This window comes from Endozoicomonas sp. PH6C (assembly GCF_059322965.1).
In genome coordinates this window covers 915,971-937,488 of the sequence record NZ_CP185342.1, presented here as the reverse complement: position 1 = coordinate 937,488, position 21,518 = coordinate 915,971, and the positions used below count along the sequence as shown (strand labels likewise).

The following is a 21,518-nucleotide window of genomic DNA, read 5'->3' as shown; positions in this document are numbered from 1 at the left end:
TAAACGCTCGCTCTTTGCTCTGACACTATTGATGGTATTACCGGTTTCTTTCGTCTGTCAGGCTGAACCATGGACAGGACATTTTATTATCGAGCTTGAACAGAATTCAGGTTTTCCAAACCCGAGTTTTTCTATCAAGCGCGATCAACTCACATTATCTGGAAACCCGCCAGACATCACCGACACAAACGACTATGCAAAATCCGATTCGCCGCCTGATGACAAACGACACATACCTGACGATTATCAGGTAAAAACGACCCTCATTGAGTCGATCTTCTGGCAATGGCTCCACGCTGCCAAGCTGCTGATTGCCTACGAACTGATCCTGACTACCAGAGACGCTCCTCCAGGCTCAAAACGGCTACCCGTAGAAGTGGTTGTCGCTGTCGGCTGGCTTTTAAAAAGCTACTGCCCCCCCTGTTCACCGCTGTTTAATCCAATTAAACTGCAAGCGGTATCTATGTTGAAACAGGATGAGCTCCCGCTTGCAATCACCATTACGATGCCTGGCTATAAACATGAACAGCAAGGTCAACCATCTGAATCATCTGACCAGCAAGCTCCCGAAACACCTGCCCGCCCTTCAGGTTATTTCTCCAGTCATCTGTCTTCTGATTATGGCGACGGTAACGAAAGTCCTCGACAACACCAACATACGTTGGATTTAAATTGTTTCGTTCATCCGTGTTATGGTCTATGCAGATTCCGACCTCCATCGGACAGCGGAGCGCTGAATTCCGTGGAGAGTTTGATTTGCCAAATAGAATCAGCACTCAGACAAGGGCCATGCCCTCATTTTGCCAATAAAAACTGCTATCGTTGCAATTTAATGGATGGGGTCGCCTCAGACGGGGTCGCCTTAGACGGGGTCGCCTTAGACGAGGCTACCTCAGACGGAGTCGCCATAAAATCAATGGGTGCAGTGGCAACCCATACAAACGCCTCTGCCGGGAATGCATTCTGCAACATGATGGTGATCAAGCAGGATTACCCGCTGCAGCAATGCGGGATGATCCGCAGGAATGCTAAAACCCTTTCGGATCACAAAACAAGAGACCACGCCGGACAACAAACCTGTGATATGACCCTGGTCTCAAAAAATGGCCAACAGCGGCCATGCGGGAAGGTCTTCGCGAATCCTGCCAGCCTGAGGGTTCACAAAAGAGGTGCTCACACTGGTCAACAAACCTGTAACGTGACAGTGGTCGGGAAAAATGGCCAACAGAGGCTATGCGGGGTAGTACTCAAAAATCTTCAATCTCTGTCATCTCACAAATCCAGAATCCACAGAGGGCAACAAATCTGTGATGTGACCGTGGTCGGGAAGGATGGCGAGCGGCGACTATGCAGGAAGGTCTGCAAAAATGCCGGAGTTCTGGCGAATCACAAAAGAAAACATCGAAAACGCGAGCCTGTTAACTTTGAACAGCAGGATGACCTCTGTCCTCCGAAAGGTAAGAAGAGAAAGTAACGACCAGTATGGCTTCAATGTGGTTTTACCACGTGCAACCTTTGATTTTTAACAGCGTTTTTTAAAAAAAAGTTCTTTGACAGAAAAGCAAGCTAATTTTCTTGATCTATCCTTCCTCTCTGTAGACCAGAATGCAAGGATGGAATTATTAAACACTCACTCTTTGCAATACTTATATTGATGACACTGTCGTTTTCTGTCGTTGGTCAGGCTGAATTTTGGAAAGGTCATTTTATTGTCGCGCTTGAACTGAATGCAAGTTGTCCAAATCTGAGTTTTTCCATCAAGCGTGACCAACCTGGATTACCGGGAAACCCGTCCGACATTGCTGACACAAACAACTATGCAGGATCTGACTCTCTAGCCGAAGACAAACGACAAAGAGAAGATGGCTATGGAGTTCAAATGTCCCTCAATGAGTTGATTTCCTGGCAGTGGCTTCATGCCACTAATCTGCTGATTGCTTACGAACTGACCCTGTCGACCAGAGACGTTCCTCTAAGCTACCCCGCTTTTACACGGCTGCCTGTGGACGTGGTTGTCGCTATCGGCTGGCTTTTAAAAAGCTATTGGCCCCCCAATTCACTGCTGTTAAACACAATTGAAAGACAATCGGCAGTTATATTGAAAAAGCGGTATCAACCATTTTCGATCACCACTGTGATGGCAGGCTGTGAACATGACCAACAAAAAGGACAATCATCAGAATCATCTGTTCAGCAAACCCCCGCCACTCACATCTGCCCTCCAGGCCATTTCACCAGCATACTGTTTTCCTCTTCTGAGGAAGGGAACGGAGACCCTCAGCAATACCAACATACGTTGGATTTAGACTGTTTCGTCTACCCCTGTAATGGCATTTGCAAATTTCGACCATCATCCGAAAGCGGAATGCTGGATTTCCTGAACAGTTGGACAGACGACACAGAATTGACATACGGACAAAGCTCATACCTACAATTGGCCAATAGACCTTCCTATGGTTGCCTCAGTCATTCTCAGACTGAAAGCACTGGACATGACCAGCAAAACTCACTTTTGGAAGCATTGAATAATCCCCCCGCCATTCAATTGCAATATACTTCTGGACAACTCATTCGGACACACGACACTGATGGCATCCGACCCTATAATCGCAGCTCTTTTGACGGGGTCGCCTTAGACGGGGTCGCCTTAGACGGGGTCGCCTTAGACGGGGTCGCCTTAGACGGGGTCGCCTTAGACGGGGTCGCCTTAGACGGGGTCGCCTTAGACGGGGTCGCCTTAGACGGGGTCGCCTTTGACGGGGTCGCCCTGGACGGGGTCGCCCTGGACGGGGCTGCCTTAGACGGGCTCGCCCCGGTCTCAATGGGTGTAAGGACAGCCACAGCCCTGGTCAAACAAGAAGCCTGCAACGAAATAGGGACCATGAATAATGATCAACATTGGCGCTACGGAATGGTCAGTGAGAGTTCTAAAGCCATGACAGAACACAAAAAAGCAGCCCACAGCGGACAACAAACCTGTGCTGTAACCACAGTTGGAAAGGATGGCCAGCAACAACCATGTGGGAGGCTTTTTAAGAATGCCCGGTCATTGTCAACTCATAAAAGCAAATGCCACGGTGGGCAAAAAACCTGTGACATGACAGTGGTCGGGGAGGGTGGCCAGGAGAAGTCATGTGGGACAGTCTGCAGGAATCCTGAAGCCCTGCGGACTCACAAAAGAATTGCCCACACCGGACAACAAACCTGTATCGTGATCGTGGTCGGAGAGGATGGCCAGCCACGACCATGCGGAACGGTCTGCAAGAACAAAGAAAGCCTGATCTCTCACAAAAGCAAAATCCATAGTGGGCAACAAACCTGTGCCGTGACAGTGGTTGCGGAGGGTGGCCAGCGGCGTCCATGCGGGAAGATCTGCGAGAATGCAAAATCCCTCTACACTCACAGAAGCCTATGCCACAGCGGGCAACAGACCTGTGTCTTGACCGTCGTCGGGGAGGATCGTCAGGAGCGACAATGCGGGAAGGTCTGCAAAAATGCTATTGCTCTGTCGAATCACAAAAGAAGCAAACATGCCAGGCAACAAACCTGTGGTGTGATCCTGGTCAGCATGGATGGTCAGCGGAGGCCATGTGGGAAGGTCTGCAGGAATCCCGGAGCCCTGCAGAATCACAAAAGAATTGCCCACACCGGACAACAGACCTGTAACTTAACAGTCGTCGGGAGGGATGGCCAAACGGGGCAATGCGGGGGAGTTTTCAAGAATCTTCAATCCCTGAAATCTCACAAACTCCGGATCCATAGTGGGCAAAGAACCTGTGACGAACCCGTCGTCCGGGAAGACGGCCAGCAGCGGCCATGCGGTAAGGCCTGCAAGAATAATGCAGCTCTAATGTATCACAAAGGCATACATCGAAAACGCAAGCCTGTGAATGTGAACCAGACCGGTGACCTCAGTGCACCTGAAAGTAAGAAGAAAAAGTAACGACCATTAGACGACTTCAATGAGGTTTTACCCGCCGCAACCTCTGATTTATGGCAGAGGTTTTTTACAAGAAGTTTTTTGACAGAAAAGCACACTTATTTTTGATCTATCCTTCCTCTCTGTAGACCAGAATGCAAGGATAGAATTATTAAACACTCACTCTTTTCAGCAGCGTTGTTGTTGTTGTTGCTCCTGTCCTTCCCTTTCATCTCCCGGGCTGAGTCGTTAACAATACATTTTATTATCGAGCTTGAACAGAATACAAACTTTCCACCTGATAAGAAACCATACAGAGCCACCAGTTATGGCGTGAAAACGTTCCCTTTGAGCTCCAGGCCCTATTCATGGGTACTAATAGCAGCCTTTGTTGATGTCGGCCAGCTTTTAAAAAGCTATTGGAATCCGGACTCAGCCCTGCTTAACCCTATTGAACAAATGGAGGCGACCTCTATGCTGACACAGGGAGATTACTCGCTTGCGACTATCACTGCGATGTTTAGCTCCGGGCAAAACCCACCACAATACCAACAATCAAAATCATCTGGCCATCAAGCATCACAAGCTAACAAACAACCTGCAGGCTCTTTCATTAGCCCTCTGTATTTTGGTTCTGGCGGCGGTAAAGGAGGCCCGCAACAGCACTTACATACTTTGGGCTTAAATTGTTTCATCTATCCCTGTTATGGCGTTTGTCGATTCCGATCATCATTCGATAGCAGAGCATCCGCCGGGTGGCCTCTGGGTTCAGTTGGAAGCTCGACAGACCACACAAGGGCGTTACCTGAACAAAGTTCATGCCCTCATTTGGCTAATGGATACTGCTTTAGTTGTATAGGTCATTTTGATTTTCTAAACGCTACAGACTTCCGACAAGGTTTGCCTTTCGAGAGCATGGAGTTTTTTTCTGACATTCAACTCCAATGTACATCTGTCCAACTATTTCAGGCGCATAGCATTGTTATCAACCCAACCAGAAGCTGCAACTATAAAGAAGAGGTTGATTCAGGTGAGGTCAATATAGAGGAGGCCGACTCAGACGAAATCGACGTAGAAAAGATCGACTCAGACGAAATCGACGTAGAAAAGGTTGACTCAGACGAAATCGACGAAGAAAAAGTTGACCCAGCCACAATAGGTCCCAGGTTAACCTGTAGAGTAAACCCTTCCAGGCAGCGAAGCTGTGAAGTGATCCTGGTCAGGAAGGAGGGTCAGAAGCAACTATGTGGGGTGCTCTGCGTGAATGCGAAAGCCTTGCAGGAACACAAAAGAAGAGAGCACGGCGAACAAAAAATCTGTTACCTGACCAGAGTCGGAAAGGATGGTCAGCAGCAGAGATGTGGGATGGTCTGCAAGAATCCTAAAGCCCTGTCGGATCACAAAAGAAAAGACCACTCCGGGCAACAGGCCTGCGACAAGATCGTTGTCACAGAGGATGGCCAGAAGCGACTATGCGGGAAGATTTGCAAGAATATTCAGGCGCTTTCATGCCATAAAAGCAGATACCACACCGGTCGCAAAACTTGTAACCTGACCGTGGTCACAGAGGATGGCAAACAACGGCAATGTGGGTTGACAGTGGCGAATGCTCGCGCCCTGGCGGATCATAGAAGTAGACACCACACCAGGCAAAAAACCTGTGACTGGATAGTGATCGGAAAGAATCGACAGCAGCGACTATGCGGGAGAGTCTGCAGAAGTACCAGAGCCCTGTCGGATCACAAAAGAAAAAACCACAATGGGCAAAAAACCCGCGACGTAACAGTGGTGTGGAAGGATAGTCAGCGGCGGCCATGCGCGATGGCCGACAAGACGACCCAGGTCCTTTACAGTCAAAAAAGAACACATCGAAAACGCAAACCAGTGCCTGACGATAACTCAGGTCTCTGACAGAAAAATTCAGTTATTTTTTGATCTATCCTTCCTCTTTGTAAACCAAAAGGCAAGGATAGAATTGTTAAACACTTACTCTTTGCGACACCGCTGTTATTGCTGCTTTCGTTGTTTGCAGTCTGTCAGGCCGAACCCTGGACAGGACGGTTTACTGTCGAGCTTGAACAGGATAAAGATTCTCCGGGCCAGAGCTTTTCTATAAAGCATAATCAACATACATCGTCAGGCAATCCATCCGATATTGCTCACAAAAACGGCTGCACAAGATCAGCTTCGCCGTCTGGTGAAAAACGACAAAGATCGGGCAGATACGAGATTAAATCGACCATCATTGAGTCAGTTTCGTGGCAATGGTTTTGTGCGGTTCATCTGTTGGTTGCTTACGAACTGCTCCTGACCACCAAAAACAACCCTCTAAACTCCAGCCCTTATTCGTGGGTACCTTCAGAAGTGGTTGTCGTTGTCGGTTGGCTTTTAAAAAACTATTGGAATCCCGATTCACCTTTATTTGACCCAATCGAACAACAGACGACATCCATGTTGACACAGGAGGATTATCTGTCTGAGATCCTCATTACTATGTATGGCTATGGACAAAATCCAACACAACACCAGCCATCAGAAGCATCCGGTAAACAAACCCCACAAACCACTAATCTCCCAAAAGGCTCTCTCACTAACCCGCTTTATTCTGACACTGACGGCGGTAACGGGGGCTCTGAACAACTCTCACATACTTTAAGTTTAAATTGTTTCGCTCACCCCTGTAACGGCGTTTGTCGATTCAGACCATCAACCGATGGCAAAAGGCCCGCTGAATGGACGCTGAATTACCAGGAAATCTCGTCAAACTGCACAGAAACCCACCCCGGACAAGGCTTATACCCTCATTTTGCCAATGAACATAACCCCTCCCAACGACAAGCGCATCAGCCTGATGATGCAACAACGCTCAACACTGATGATTTGGTTATAATCAACGGACTGCTCAATCTACGTAATCAAAGTTGTCCCGAAGAATCCGAAATCTCCTTCACGCTTAGCCATCTCACATCCCATGCGGGGATTTCAAAAACAGAACAAACAGTCACTCACTCATCCCAATTGGATCAAAGCTCATCTCATATTTCCCGGACAGACAGAGTACAAGCCATAAACAATAACGAACAACTAGCCTGTGGCTTAACAATAGTTGGCGAGAATGGCCAGCCGCAGCCGTGCAGGAAAATCTGCAAGAATGTTTATGCCTTGTCGGTTCATAAAAGCAGATACCACACCGGACAGAGAGCCTGTTACGTGATGGTGGTCGGGGAAAGTGGCCTGCAACAGCAATGCGGAAAGATCTGCAAGAATGCCAGTGCACTGTCAAATCACAAAAGAAGAGAACACACCGGAAAACAAATCTGTGGCGTAACGGTGGTCCTGGAAGATGGCCGTACACGACTATGCGGGACGGTGTGTAAGAATGCCGATACCCTGTCTACTCACAAAAGAAGACACAAAACCGGTCAACAAACCTGTGACGCGACCGTTGTCGGGAGGGATGGTCAGCAGCAGCCATGCGGAAAGGTTTTCAAGAATGCCCTCGCGCTGGCGGATCACAAATACAAATATCACCGCGGCCAACAAACCTGTTCTATGTCCATGGTTGGAGAGGATGGTCTCTCGCGGCCGTGCGGGACGGTCTGTATGAATACTAATTCACTGATGAATCACAAAAGAAGGTATCATACCGGACAACAAACCTGTGACATGACCGTGATCGGCGAGAATGGCCAACAGAAGTGTGGGAAGGTCTTCATGAATGCCAAAGCTCTGTCGACTCACAAAAGCGCCTGCGATACCAGACGACAAACCTGTATGCTGCCAGTGACCGAAGACGGTGCCCAGCCGCGGCCATGCGGAAAAGTCTGCAGCAACAAGAGTAAGCTGGCGGATCACAAATACAAGCACCACAGCGGGCAGCAAACCTGTTATATGACTGTGGTCGGAGAGGATGGCCTTCGACGACATTGCGGGACTGTCTGGAAGAATCCTAACTCCCTGATGAATCACAAAAGAAGACAACACACTTCAGAACAGACCTGTTACGTGACCGTGATCGGGAAGGATGGTCGGCAGCGGCGATGCGGGAAGGTCTGCAAGAATGCAAGCTCGCTGGCGGATCACAAATACAAATATCACAGCGGGTACCACACCTGTCATATGACCGTGGTCGGAGAGGATAGTCTCCCCCGGCAATGCGGAATGGCCTTGAAGAATGCCAATTCCCTGACTAACCACAAAAAAAGATACCACACCGGACAACAAATCTGTGACGCGACCCTGGTCGGTGAGAATGGCCAGATGTATTCATGCGGGAAGCTCTTGAATAATGCAAAAGCCCTTTCGGATCATAAAAGAATACATCGAAAACGCAAGCCTGTTGATGCAGACAGGGACAAAGACCTCAACCCTTGATCTGACAGCAGCCATTTCATGAGGAAGACAAAAAAACACGCTTATTTTCTTGATCTATCCTTCCTCTCTATATCCCGAAACGCAAGGATAGAATTATTAAACTCTCACTCTTTGCGGCACTGCTGTTGCTACCGTTGCTGTCTTTCGCCTGTCAGGCCAAAGCATGGACAGGGCGCTTTACTGTTGAGTTTGAACAGAATACGGGGTTTAAAAAACAAAAATTTTCTATAAAACCTGACCGGTCCACATTGTCGGCATTGCCGGGCAACCCGTCAGACGTCACTGACACACGCGGCTATGGAGGATCGTATACACGGCCTGATAAAAAACAACACAATTCGAGTGGTTACCGGGTAAAAACAACCATCGTTGCGTCAATTTCGTGGCACTGGCTTTACACCACGAATCTGCTGGTTGCTTTCGAGCTGATCCTGACAACCAAAACTTCCCCACTGAGCTCGAGCAATTATTCTTGGGTACCTGTAGAGGTGGTTGTTGCTGTCGGCTGGCTTTTGAAAAGTTACTGGAACCTCGATTCAGCCCTGTTTAACCCGTTGGAACAACTCAGTCTGAGCGAACAACAAGAGACGACATCTTTATTGAAACAGCAGGACCATCCGTTTGCGTCCATCATCACTGTCTACGGCTCTGGATATACCCCACCGCAATATCAGCCTCCAGAGTCATCCGGCCAGCAACCCCCACAAACCACTCCTCTGCCTATAGGCTCTCTCACTAATCCGCTATATTCTGGCACTGGCGACGGTAACGGGGATCCTGAACAAATCCTGCATACTTTAGGTTTAAATTGTTTCGTCTACCCCTGTCATGGCATTTGTCAATTCCGATCATCACCCGAAAACAGAGGGGCCAATAAGTGGCCACTCAATGATGATGCGCCAATGTCAGGACATTTGCCTATCTCCTCTGATGACTGGGCTATGGTTAGAGGGTTACTCAATCTACGTGGTCATAGTCTTCCTGAAGAAACCGGTATTTCCTGTATACCTATCCCTTCAACAGAGACTTCGGTAGCACAACCAACAAGACAATCATTCCAATCTGAGCAAAGTCCACCTCATCTTTCCCAGACAGGCAAATTACAAGCTTCGGAAACGCTTGAATTAGCAGGAACTTCACCTTCGGGTTGTTTTCCTTTTAAAGGAGATACCCACTGCCGACGAACCCTGACGAATCACAAAAGTAAACGGCAGACGGGGGAAAAAACCTGTGACGTGACCATGGGGGTTGACCAGCAGCGGCCATGCGGGACAGCCTGCAAGAATGCTCTATACCTCCAGAAGCACAGAAGAAAGGACCACACCGGACTTAAAACCTGTAGCATGGCCATAGTCGGGAAGAATGGCCAGCGGCAACCATGCGCAAAGATCTTCAAGAACGCTCAAGCCCTGTCGGCTCACAAAAGCAAATACCACTCCGGGCAAAAAACCTGTGACGTGGCAGTGCCCGGGGAGGATGGCCAGCAGCAGACATGCGGAAAGATCTGCAGGAATGCTCAAGCGATGTCGGATCACAAAAGCAGAACCCACACAGGACAAAAAGTCTGTGATTTGACCCTGTTTTTGGGGAATGGTCTTAAGCGGCCGTGCGGAAAAGTCTGCAAGAATACGCTAAGTCTCCTGGAGCACAAAAGAAGCGCCCACGCCAGACAACAAAAACAAACCTGCAGAGTGCTCATCGTCGGGAAGGATGGTCAGCAGCAGCCATGCGGGGCAGTCCGCAAGAATGCCAGACACCTCTTTGAACACAGAAGAAGCGCCCACACCGGACCACAAACCTGTAGCATTACCGTAGTCGGGAATGACGACCAGCAGCGACCATGCGGAAGAGTTTACAAAAATGCCAAAGCCCTGTCCGATCACAAAAGCAGAGTTCACAGCGGGCGAAAAACCTGCAACGTGACCATAGTCGGGGAGGATGGTCATCAGCAACCATGCGGGAGAGTCTGCAAGAGTGCTGTAAGCCTCATGGAACACAGAAGAAGTGCCCACACCGGACTGCAAACCTGTAGCATGATCATAGTCGAGGAGGATGGCCAGCAGCGACCATGCGGAACTATTTGCAAAAGTGCCAAAGCCCTGTCGGATCACAAAAACAGATTCCATAGTGGACAACGAACCTGTGACCTGATCATAGTCGGTAATGATGGTCAGCAGCAACCGTGCGGAAGTGTTTGCAATAGTGTCAAAGCCCTGTCGGATCACAAAAGCAAAATCCATAGTGGACAACAAATCTGTGACGTGATCATAGTCGGTAATGATGGCCAACTGCGACCATGCGGGAGTGTCTGCAAAGGTGTCAAAGTGCTGTCGAATCACAAAAACAGAGTCCATACCGGACAACAAACCTGTGACGTGATTGCGGTCGGGAAGAATGGCCAGCAGCAGCCATGCGGAAAATTATACAAGAATCTTGGCAGCCTGCAGGATCACAAAAGAAGAAAGCACGGCGGGCAAAAAACCTGTAACCAAAAAGTGGTCGGGGAAGACGGTCAGCAGCGGCTATGTGGAACGGTTTGTCAGAATTTTCAAACCCTGTCAAAACATAAAAGAATACATCGAAAACGCAAGCCTTTTGATGCAGGCCTCGACAATGACCCCAGCCCTTGATCTGATGCCTGCCCTTTCATAATGATTTTGCCCTTCACGGCCTTTAATTTCTGACAGAAAGTTTTGATAGCAAAACACGATTATTTTCTTGATCTATCCTTCCTCTCTTTAAACCAGAAAACAAGGATAGAATTATTAAACACTCACTCTTTGTTGTACTGCTCTTACAGTTGCTTTTGTCATCTGTCGTTTGTCAGGCGGAATTATTGACAAGAAATTTCATAATTGAGCTTGAACAAAATGTCGGCTCTCCAAAAGAGAACTTCACTATAAAGCCTGACCTGAATACATTGCCGGGTTGCCATTCAGACATTGCTGAAACAAACGGCTATGTGAGATCAGACACGCCGCCTGATAACAAACTAGAAAAAACCTGCGGTTACTACGTTAAAACGAACCTCATTAAGTCAATTTCACGGCAATGGCTTTATATCACGACTCTACTGATTGCCTACGAACTGAGCCTTACCACCAAAGACATTACCCTGAACTCCAACCCTTATTCATGGCTACCTGCAGAAGTGGCTGCGGCTGTCGGCTGCCTTTTAAAAAGCTATTGGAACCAGGATTCATTTCTGTTTAACCCGATTGATCAACAGTCGACTTCTATTTTAACGCATGAGAATCGCCCGTTTACGACCGTCACAACAATGTTTGGCTCAGGGTGCAACCCACCACAACAGCCGCCGCCAGAATCATCCAGCCAGCAAGCACCAGAAGCCACCACTCAGACTATCGGCTATTTCACCCGTCTCCTTTTTTCTGATTCAGACGACGGTGGCGAGGGCCCTGAACAACACTCACACACTTTAGCTTTAAATTGTTTTGTTGATCCCTGTCGTGGTGTTTGCCAATTCAGAGCAGTTAGCGGAACGGCAGCTGAATGGCCACTTGATGATGCGCAGACGCCCTGGAATGAGTCTTCCTTCTCAGATGATTTCAGCATAATCAATGGGTTAATCAATTTAAGTAACACTGAGCCTCTTGAGGAAACCGGAACTTCTTTCACGCCTGCCCTTTCAACACCGCCAATAGGGACTTCAGAAACACAACAAACAACAGGGTCATCACGATTAGGTCAAAGCCTGAGTCCTCTTGTCCATTTACGCCCAAAGCAAGCCACAGTCCAAAGCAGGCAACGAATTTGTGACCTGGCCCTGGTCGGGAAAGATGGCCAGCAGCGGCCATGTGGGAAGGTCTTCAAGAACAGAGATTCACTGTGCTCTCACAAAAGCGGCGTCCACACCGCACAAAAAATCTGTGAAGTCAGAATGATCAGGGAGAATGGTCAGTGGCGGCCATGCGGGAAAATCTGCAGGAATGCTAAAGCCCTGATTAATCACAAACACAATCACCACAACGAGCGGCAAACCTGTGACGTAACCGTGGTCAGGGAGGATGGTCTCCCGCAGCCATGCAGAATACTCTGTAAGAATGCTAGCGCCTTGACCGATCACAAAAAAAGACATCATACCGGGCAAAGAGTCTGTAACCTGACCTTAGTCGCAAAGGATGGTCAGCGGCGACCATGTGGGGCGTTCTGCAAAAGTGCTCAAGCCCTGTCGGATCATAAAAGAAGACACCACACCGGGCCAAAAACCTGTGACATAAACATAACTGGTGAAAATGGCCAGCAGCGGCCATGCGGGAAGGTTTGCAAGAATGTTAAAGCCCTGTCATCTCACAAATTCAGAGAGCATAACAGTCGACAAACCTGCGACGTTCCAGTAGTTGGTAAGGATGGTCTGAAACGATCATGCGGAACGGTCTGTCAGAATGCTCAAACCCTTGCGGAGCATAAAAGAGTACATCAAAAACGCAAACCTGTTGATGCAGGCCGGGACAATGACTGCCCCCCTTGATCTGACACCTGTCCTTTCATAAGAAAGACACAAAAACACGCTTATTTTCTTGATCTATCCTTGCTCTCTGTATACCAGAAAGCAAGGATAGAATTATTAAACACTTACTCTTTGCGGCACTGCTGCTGCCGATAATTTCGTTATCCGTCTTCTGTCAGGCCGAAGTGTTGACAAGAAGTTTAATAGTCGAGCTTGAACAGAATGCAGGTTCTCCAAAACATTCCTTCTCAATAGATCGTGACCCGGATACATTTTCAGGCGATACATTGTCAGATACATTGTCAGGCCATCCATCAGACATTACTGACACAAACGGCAACTCAGGACCATGCTCACAGTCTGATAACAAACCACACAGGTCCGGTTATTACGAGGCAAAAACAACCATCATCAAGTCTGTCTCATGGCAATTGCTTTACGCCGCGAACCTGCTGCTTGCTTACGAACTGATCCTGACCAACAGAAAAGCTAACCCAGACTTAAATTCTGATTCATGGCTGCCTGTAGAAGTATTGTTTGCTGCCGACTCGCTTTTAAGAAGCTATTGGAACCAGGATTCACTGCTGTTTAATCCGATTGAACAACAGGCAAAGTCTATGTTGACACATGGAAACCACCCGTTTGTGACCATCACGACAATGCTTGACTCTGGACATAACTCACCAGAATACCCACCGCCAGACTCTTCCGCCCAGCATGCTCCGCAAGCTACCACCCAGACTGTAGTTTATTTCACTTATCTCTTGCATTCTGACTCTGGTGACGGTGACGAAGCGCCTGAACAACACTCACACACTTTAGGTTTAAATTGTTTCGTCGATCCCTGTCAGGGCGTTTGTCGATTCCGTGTATCATCCGATAACAGAGAGCCGACTCAATCGTTACCTGGTCATGTGCGAATGCCAGGGAATGCGTCTGTCACTTCTGATGATTTGGTTATAATCAGCGGGTTACTCAATCTGCGTAATCGTAGTCCTCTCGGAGAAACCGGAATTCCCTTTACACTTAGCCATTTCACCCCCCCAATCAGGACTTCAGAAATACTACCAACAGCAACGGCATCAACCCAATTGGATCAAAGCCCACCTTATCTTTCCAGGACAGGCACAAACCGGGCAACAGTCCACAGCGGGCAACAATCCTGTAAGGTGACCCTGATCGGGGAAGATGGCCAACATCGACCATGTGGGAAGACCTGCAAGAATGCTCACGCCCTGTCGGTTCACAAAAGCAGATACCACACCGGGCAAAAAACCTGTACCGTGATAGTGATCAAAGAGGATGGTCAGGAGCAGCTATGCGGGACAGTCTGTAAGCATGCAAAAGCCTTGTCAGAGCACAAAAAACGAGATCACACCGGCCAACAAATCTGTGATGCAACTGTGATGTGGAAAGATGGCCAGCTGCAGCCATGCGGGGCTGTCTGCAAGAATGCGAAAAGCCTGTCGAATCACATAAGAAGGTACCACACCAGACAACAAACCTGTGACATAACAGTGGTCGGAGTAAATGGCCTGCAGCGGCCATGCGGAAGGTTCTGCAAAAATGCACAAGCTCTGTCGGTTCACAAAAGCAGAGTCCACACCGGGCAACGAACCTGCGCCCAGACAGTCATCGAAAAGGATGGCCAGCAGCGGTTATGCGGGGCTCTCTGCAAGAACGCTCAGGCCCTGTCGGATCACAGAAGCAGATACCATAGCAGACAGCGAGCCTGTGACGTAACCCTGATCGGTGACGACGGTCAACAGCAGCCATGCGGGAAGGTTTGCAAGAATACAAAAGCCCTGTCATCTCACAAAAACAGAGAGCACAGCGGGCAAAAAACCTGCAACGTATCCGTGCTAGCGGAGGATGGCCAGCCAAAGCCATGCGGGAAGGTCTGCAAAAATTCTCCAGACCTGTCGAATCACAAAAGAATACATCGAAAACGCAAACCTGATGATGTGAACCAGAAAGATGACCTCAGCCTTCAGTCAGATAAACTGAAATAAGTAGCTACGCTTATCTGAGCTTTCAAGAAGTTTTGCCCAGTGCAGCCTTTAATTTTTAACAGAAAAACACACTTATTTTCCTGTTCTATCCTTCCTCTCTGAATACCAGTATGCAAGGATAGAATTATTAAACACTTAATCTATGCTACATCGCTTTTGCTGCTACCGTCATTGTCTGTCACCTGTCGGGCTGAACCTTTGACCAGTCATTTTGTTGTTGAGCTTGCACAGGATGCTGGTTCTCCAAAACAGAACTTTGCTATAAAGCCCGGGTGGCATACATTTTCGGAAGACCCGTCAAACATTACCGACACAGACGGCTATACAGAGCCTGACCTGCCACCCGATGACAAACGACACAGACTTATTACATACGGAGTAAAGACGACCGATACTGAGTCGATTTCGTGGCAATGGCTTTACGCCACAAACCTGATGATTGCTTACGAACTGATCCTGAATACCAGAGACCCTTCCCCGTACTTCCCCCTTTATTCATGGCTATCTGTGGAAATGGCTATCGCTGCTGGTTGGTTTTTAAAAAGCTATTGGAACCTCAAATCGCCTCTGTTTAACCCGAACGGACAGATTACGGCATCTATTTTGACACAGGGCGATCACCCATTTGCGATCACCACTATGACGCCTGGCGCTGGACATTACCAACAGCAAGGCCAACCAACAGAAACATCCGACCAGCAAGCCCCAAAAACCACCGCCTATTTTACAAGCTCTTTCATTCAGTCTCTGTATTTTGGCTCTGCCGATGGTTACCGTGATCCTCGACAAGACTCACATACTTTGGGTTTAAATTGTTTCATCCATCCCTGTCATGGCGTTTGTAGATTACGACCATCACCCGATAATACACATTCAATGATTGCAGAGGCAGCAATTACTAATCCTTCTGGGCCAATCAGTGATGATGCACCAACGCTCCAGGGTTCGACTGTCACCGCTGATGATTGGGTTATAATCAAAGGGTTACTCAGTCTGGGTGGTCACAGTCTTCCAGAACAAGCCGGTATTTCCTTTACGCCTTTCCATTCCAACCCCTCAATGGGAACGTCAGAAACACAAGAAACAAAAACAGAACCATCCCGACCGGCCTCAGGCACAACTCATCTTTCCCGGATAACCTCAATAAAAGCGACAGACCAGAGTGTGCAACCAACCTGTGAAATGACCCTTGTCGGGGAAGATGACCTGGAAAGGCGATGCGGAAAGGTTTGCAACAGTGCCAGAACCCTGTGGGATCACAGAAGAAAAAACCACACAGGGCCACAAACCTGTGAGGTAAGCGTAGTCGAGGGTCATGGCCAGCTGCGACCATGCGGGAAAGTTTGCAGGAGTGCCAAAGCCCTGTCGGCTCACAAAAGCAGAAACCATACCGAGCAAAAAGCCTGTGATGTGTTAGTGTTCAGGAAGAATGGTCGGCTACAGCCATGCGGAAGGGTCTGCAGAAATGCTGGTGCCCTGTCGGATCACAAAAGCGGACACCACTCCGGGCAAAGAACCTGTGACGTGCAAGTAGTCGGGGAGGATGGAGTGTCGCAGCCGTGCAGTAGGATCTGCAAGAGTACTAAAATCCTGTCGGATCACAAAAGAAGATACCACTCCGGGCAACAAGCCTGTGACCTGAAAGTGGTCGGGGAGAATGGTCAACTAAGGGCATGCGGAAAGGTCTGCAATAGTTCACATGCCTTGACGGAACACAAAAGGAGACATCGAAGGCGAAAGCATGTTGATGCGGATCAGGACAATAACTTCACTCATGATCTGACACCCAGCCTTCCACAAAATTAATCAGGAGCAATCTTTAGATTTAAATATTGGTTCTTTTTCAAAAGATTTTATACAGAAAAACACGCTTATTCGTGCGGGACGCTCTGCAAGAATGCTATCTGTCGAATCACACAAGAATACATCAAAAGCGAAAACCTGTTGATGTCGACCTTGACGGCGACCTCATCCACTAATCGGTCGGCCACACCGTTGCATGACCTGATCTATCCTTGTCTTTCTGTAGACCGAATACAAGGATAGAATGATTAAACTCTCACTCTTCGCGGCACTGCTATTAATGCTAGTGTCGTTGTCTGTTATCGGTCAGACCGAATCGACAAGTCGTTTTATTGTTGAGCTTGAACAGAATGCAGACGCTCCAATAAAGAACTTTACTATAAATATCCACCGTCGTGCATTACCGTGCAACCCGTCAAATATTGCCGACACAAAAGGCTATTCAGGATCAGATCTGCCACCTGAAAAAAAATGCCGCAAGCCTGGCGCTATTCGAGTAAAAAAAAACATCACTGAGATGATTTCATGGCAACTGATTTACGCCACAAATCTGCTGGTTGCTTACGAACTTATCCTGACCACCAAAGGCCCACCTCTGAATTCCAACCCTTACGCATGGCTACCGTTAGAAGTGGTTGTCAGTTGGCTTTTGAAAAGCTACTGGAATCCCGATTCATGGCTGTTTAACCCGATTGAACAACAGGCTAGTCAGGGTCTCCCGTTTGCGTCCATCACTATAATGTCTGGTTCTGGACAAAACCAGGAACAATATTCGCCATCAAAATCCTCTTGCCAGCAAGCTCCGCCGACAACCACTCCCCATACAGCCTCTTTCGCGCCCTCGCTGAATACAGACTATGCCGACGGCAACGGAGATCCTCAGCAACCCTCACACAGTTTGGATTTAAATTGTTACGTTTATCCCTGTAATGGCGTTTGTCGATTCCGATCATCATCCGATAGCACCGAGCCCCCTCTGTGGACAATGGATTGCGAAGAAAACTCATGCCCCCACTTGGCCAATGGGCACTGCCTGAGCTGTATAGGTCATCTGGATCCTCTACACATTACAGACTTCCAGAAAAGCTCACCTTTCAAAACACCGAATGATCTTTCAAAGACTGAACCCTCATACAACTACGACCCACAACCCGTTGGCATTGATAGCAACTCTGACGGGGTCGCCATAGACGGGGGCGCCTGTACATCTAACGCCATCGTGCAAGTCAACTATGACGCACCAATACCGGAAGAACGGACTACCACCGATAATAATTCTGCGCTTCACGGCTCACTCGATATGCAGAGCCATCCCGGAGAAGATAAGATTATATTTACACTTGCCCATTCAGAAACACAAACAACAACCACTGAATCATTCAAATGGGATCAGTACCAACCTCATCACATACAGACAGCGGCAATACAACCTGAATACCGCAACAGGCAAAAAACCTGTGATGCGATTGTGGTCGGGAAGGATCACAAAGAGCGGCCATGCGGAATTATCTGCAAGGATACTCAAGCCCTGCGAAATCACAAAAGAAAAAAACACAGCGGACAACAAACCTGTGACCTGATCGTGGTCGGAGAGGATGGCCAACCGCGGCCATGCGGAAGGCTCTTCCAGAATATTCAATCCCTGGCAACACACAAAAGCGGCCAGCACTCAGGACAAAAAACCTGTGAAGTGATCGTGGTTGGGGAGGATGGCCTGCAGCGACCATGCGGAGCGGTCTGGAAGAATGCTAATTCCCTGACGAATCACAAAACCAGAGTCCACAGCGGGCAACGAGTCTGTACCGTAAACGTAATTGGGGAGGATGGCCAGCTGCGTCCATGTGGAGCAGTCTGCAAGAGCACTAAAGCCCGCTCGGATCACAAAAGAACCGTCCACAGCAGTCAACAAACCTGTAACATGACCGTTTTAGGGCAGGATGGCCAGGAGCGGCCATGTGGGATGGTCACGATGAATCTACAAGCCCTGACGACTCATAGAAGTTACTACCACACCGCGAAAAAAATCTGTGACGTGATCCTGATCGGGAAGGATGACCAGCCGCAGCCATGCGGGATGATCTGCACAAATTCTCGAGCCCTGTGGAGTCACAAAAGAAGATACCACACCAGGCAACAAACCTGCGATGTGAACGTGACCGGGGAAGATGGCCTGGCGCGATCATGCGGGATGATCTGCGAAAACCCTCAAGCCCTGTTGATTCACAAAAAAAAACATCGAAAACGCAAGCCTGTTAATGTGGAACAGGACGATGACTCAGCCCACAAAAAAAGAAGACCGTACAACTAATGATCCGGTCTGATATTCTTCCATTCATAAGGTTTTGCCCGGTGCAAGCTTTGGTTTTTAGCAGAAGATTTTTAACAGTGAAACATGCATATTTACTTGATCTACCCTTTCTCTCTGGAAACCATACTGCAAGGATAGAATTATTAAACGATCACTCTCTGAGGCACCGCTGTTACTTCTACTATTGATATCTGTCGTCTGTCTGGCAGAACCGTGGACAGAAGGTTTTACTGTGGAGTTTGAAAAGAATGCAGGCTACCCAAGCCATAGCTTTTCTACAAAGCACGAACCGAATACATTACCGGGCACCGCATCAGATATTGTCGACACAGACGGCTACGCAGGATCAGATGAAAAACGACATAGACATTATGGTTACAGAGTCAGAACCACTGCCATTGAGTCGATTTCGTGGCAATGGCTTTATGCGACCAATTTAATGGCTGCTTACGAACTGATCCTTATCACCAAAGGCAATCTTTTGATCTCGAATCCTGATTTATGGCTATCGGTGGAAGTGGTCGCTATCGACTGGCTTCTAAAAAAGTATTGGAATCCCGATTCCTCAGCGTTAAACCCGATTGAACAACAGGTAACACCTATGTTGACACAGGGGGATCTGCCTTTTGCGACCATCACTACGATGTTTGGCTCTGGCGACAATCAAAAACTGCACCCGCCATCAAAATCATCCGGCCGTCGAGCCCATGCAGCAATCACCCAATTTACAAGCTCTTTCTGCAACCCACTGTATTCTCGCTCTGGCGACGGTAACGAAGGCCCTCATCACCACTCACACACTTTGAGTTTAAATTGTTTCGTCCATCCTTGTCGTGGCATTTGTAGATTCCGACCCTCACCCGATAACACAGAGCCACCTGAATGGCTGCTGAATACCCTGGAATGTTCAATGGGTCACAAACAGGCAACACCCACGCAAAGCTCATGCCCTCATTTGGCTGATGGACACTGTTTCAGTTGCATAGATCATCTTGATTCTGGTCAACTATTTGAGCTAAAGGTGCATGACAGTTATCGCCATCCAGCTAATAGCAGCAACCCTGCAGACGGGGTCGCCTCAGGCCAAATGAGTCCATGGGCAACTCATACAGCTGACGCTACCGGACCACCCAATCATGATGGATCAATAACCAGGAATAGCTATCTTCCTTTCGAAAGAACGATACATCGTCAAAAATCCCTCTCAGATCATCAACGAATCTGTGGCGTCAAATTGGTCTCAGAGGATGGCTTGCAGCGACCATGCGGGACAGTCTGCAAGAATGCTCAAGCCCTGACGGATCACAAAAGAAGAGACCATAGCGGGCAACAATCCTGTGGTCTGCCAGTAGTCGGGATGGATGGCCTGCAGCAGACATGCGGGAAAATCTGCAAAAATATTCAGGCTCTGATGTCTCACAAAAGAGCTGCCCACACAGGACCACAAATCTGTAACTTACCCGTGACAGAGAAGGATGGTCAGCCACGGCCATGCGGAAAGCTCTGCAAGAATTCTGAAGCCTTGTCGGATCACAAAAGCAGATACCACTCCAGGCAACAAACCTGTTATGTAACCATGACCGGGGAGGATGGTCAGCAACGACTATGCGGAAAAGTCTGCAAGAATGCTCGGGTCCTGTCTTCTCACAAAAGCAGATACCACTCCGGGCAACAAACCTGCGGATTGACACTGGTCGGGGAAGATGGCCAGCAGCGTTCATGTGGCGCAGTCTGCAAGAATGCTCAAGCCCTGTCGCAACACAAAAGAAGAGAACATATCGGGGAACAAACCTGCACTCTGTCAATAATCGGGAAAGACGGACTGCAGCGACCATGCGGAAAAATCTGCAAGAGTCCTCTGAGCCTGGCGTCTCACAGAAGAATCTTCCACACCGGTCAAAAAACCTGTGACGTAAACGTGATCGGAGGAGATGGCCTGCCAGGACCATGCGGGAAAATCTGCAAGAATGCTCAAGCCCTGTCGGATCACAAAAACAGAGCCCACACTAAACAAAAAATCTGTGAAGTAACAATGATTGGGGAGGATGGCCAGCAACGACCATGCTTAAGGGTCTGCATGAATTCTAAAGCCCTGTCTTACCACAAAAGCAGATGCCACTCCGAGCAAAAAATCTGTTACTTAAAAATGACCGGAGAAGATGGCCAACAACGACCATGCGGAAAGATCTGCAAGAATTCCCGAGTCCTGTCAGATCACAAAAACAGATACCACACCGGGCAGCAAACCTGTAAACAGACAGTGGTCACAGAGGATGGCCAGCAGCAACCATGCGGAAAGATCTGCGATAATATACGGGCTTTATCAACTCACAGAAGAATTGCTCACACGGGTCAAAAAAAATGTGACGTAATCGTGGTCGGTAAGGATGGTCAGCCACAGCCATGCGGAAAGATCTGCCGGAATGCCCAGGCTCTCACGGCTCATAAAAGAAGACATCGAAAAAGCAAGCATATTGATTCAGAGCAGAACGATGGCCCCGGTCTTCAAAAAAGCAAAGTGAATAAGTAATGATATGTTCTGATATCCGTCCTCTGTTAAAAGAATAACACGCTAATTTTATTGATCTATCCCGCTCTCTTTAAACCTGACTGTAAGGACAGAATCATTAG

Annotated in this window: 10 protein-coding genes; all 10 read left to right on the top strand. The window is 48.3% G+C overall.

The window, feature by feature from the left end; genetic code table 11:
* The first annotated feature begins 31 nt into the window (after positions 1 to 31).
* A complete protein-coding gene (locus tag ACOMG9_RS03900) occupies positions 32 to 1,474 on the top strand; it encodes a hypothetical protein (RefSeq protein ID WP_494529794.1) in 1,443 nt (480 codons plus the stop codon).
* 180 nt (positions 1,475 to 1,654) lie between these two features.
* Positions 1,655 to 3,943, top strand: coding sequence for a pentapeptide repeat-containing protein (locus ACOMG9_RS03895; protein WP_494529793.1), 2,289 nt, complete (start codon positions 1,655 to 1,657; stop codon positions 3,941 to 3,943).
* 180 nt (positions 3,944 to 4,123) lie between these two features.
* Entirely contained in the window at positions 4,124 to 5,830 is a 1,707-nt protein-coding gene (locus tag ACOMG9_RS03890; protein ID WP_448215849.1) for a hypothetical protein, read from the top strand.
* 111 nt (positions 5,831 to 5,941) lie between these two features.
* On the top strand, positions 5,942 to 8,293 hold the full coding sequence (locus ACOMG9_RS03885) for a hypothetical protein (RefSeq protein WP_448215848.1): 2,352 nt from the start codon (positions 5,942 to 5,944) through the stop codon (positions 8,291 to 8,293).
* A gap of 125 nt (positions 8,294 to 8,418) precedes the next feature.
* Positions 8,419 to 10,923 carry a hypothetical protein gene (locus ACOMG9_RS03880; protein ID WP_448215847.1) on the top strand — a complete coding sequence of 835 codons (2,505 nt, stop codon included), beginning with the start codon at positions 8,419 to 8,421 and terminating at the stop codon, positions 10,921 to 10,923.
* A gap of 206 nt (positions 10,924 to 11,129) precedes the next feature.
* Positions 11,130 to 12,785: a hypothetical protein gene (locus ACOMG9_RS03875; protein WP_494529792.1), complete on the top strand. Its 1,656-nt coding sequence runs from the start codon at positions 11,130 to 11,132 to the stop codon at positions 12,783 to 12,785.
* Positions 12,786 to 12,952: 167 nt separating this feature from the next.
* A complete protein-coding gene (locus ACOMG9_RS03870) occupies positions 12,953 to 14,776 on the top strand; it encodes a hypothetical protein (RefSeq protein ID WP_448215845.1) in 1,824 nt (607 codons plus the stop codon).
* 198 nt (positions 14,777 to 14,974) lie between these two features.
* Complete coding sequence (locus tag ACOMG9_RS03865; protein ID WP_448215844.1) at positions 14,975 to 16,582, top strand: hypothetical protein; 1,608 nt, start codon at positions 14,975 to 14,977, stop codon at positions 16,580 to 16,582.
* A 241-nt stretch (positions 16,583 to 16,823) separates the two neighbouring features.
* Positions 16,824 to 18,887, top strand: a complete 2,064-nt coding sequence (locus tag ACOMG9_RS03860) for a hypothetical protein (RefSeq protein ID WP_494529791.1) — start codon at positions 16,824 to 16,826, stop codon at positions 18,885 to 18,887.
* Positions 18,888 to 19,119: 232 nt separating this feature from the next.
* Complete coding sequence (locus ACOMG9_RS03855; protein ID WP_448215842.1) at positions 19,120 to 21,417, top strand: hypothetical protein; 2,298 nt, start codon at positions 19,120 to 19,122, stop codon at positions 21,415 to 21,417.
* The last annotated feature ends 101 nt before the right edge of the window (positions 21,418 to 21,518 follow it).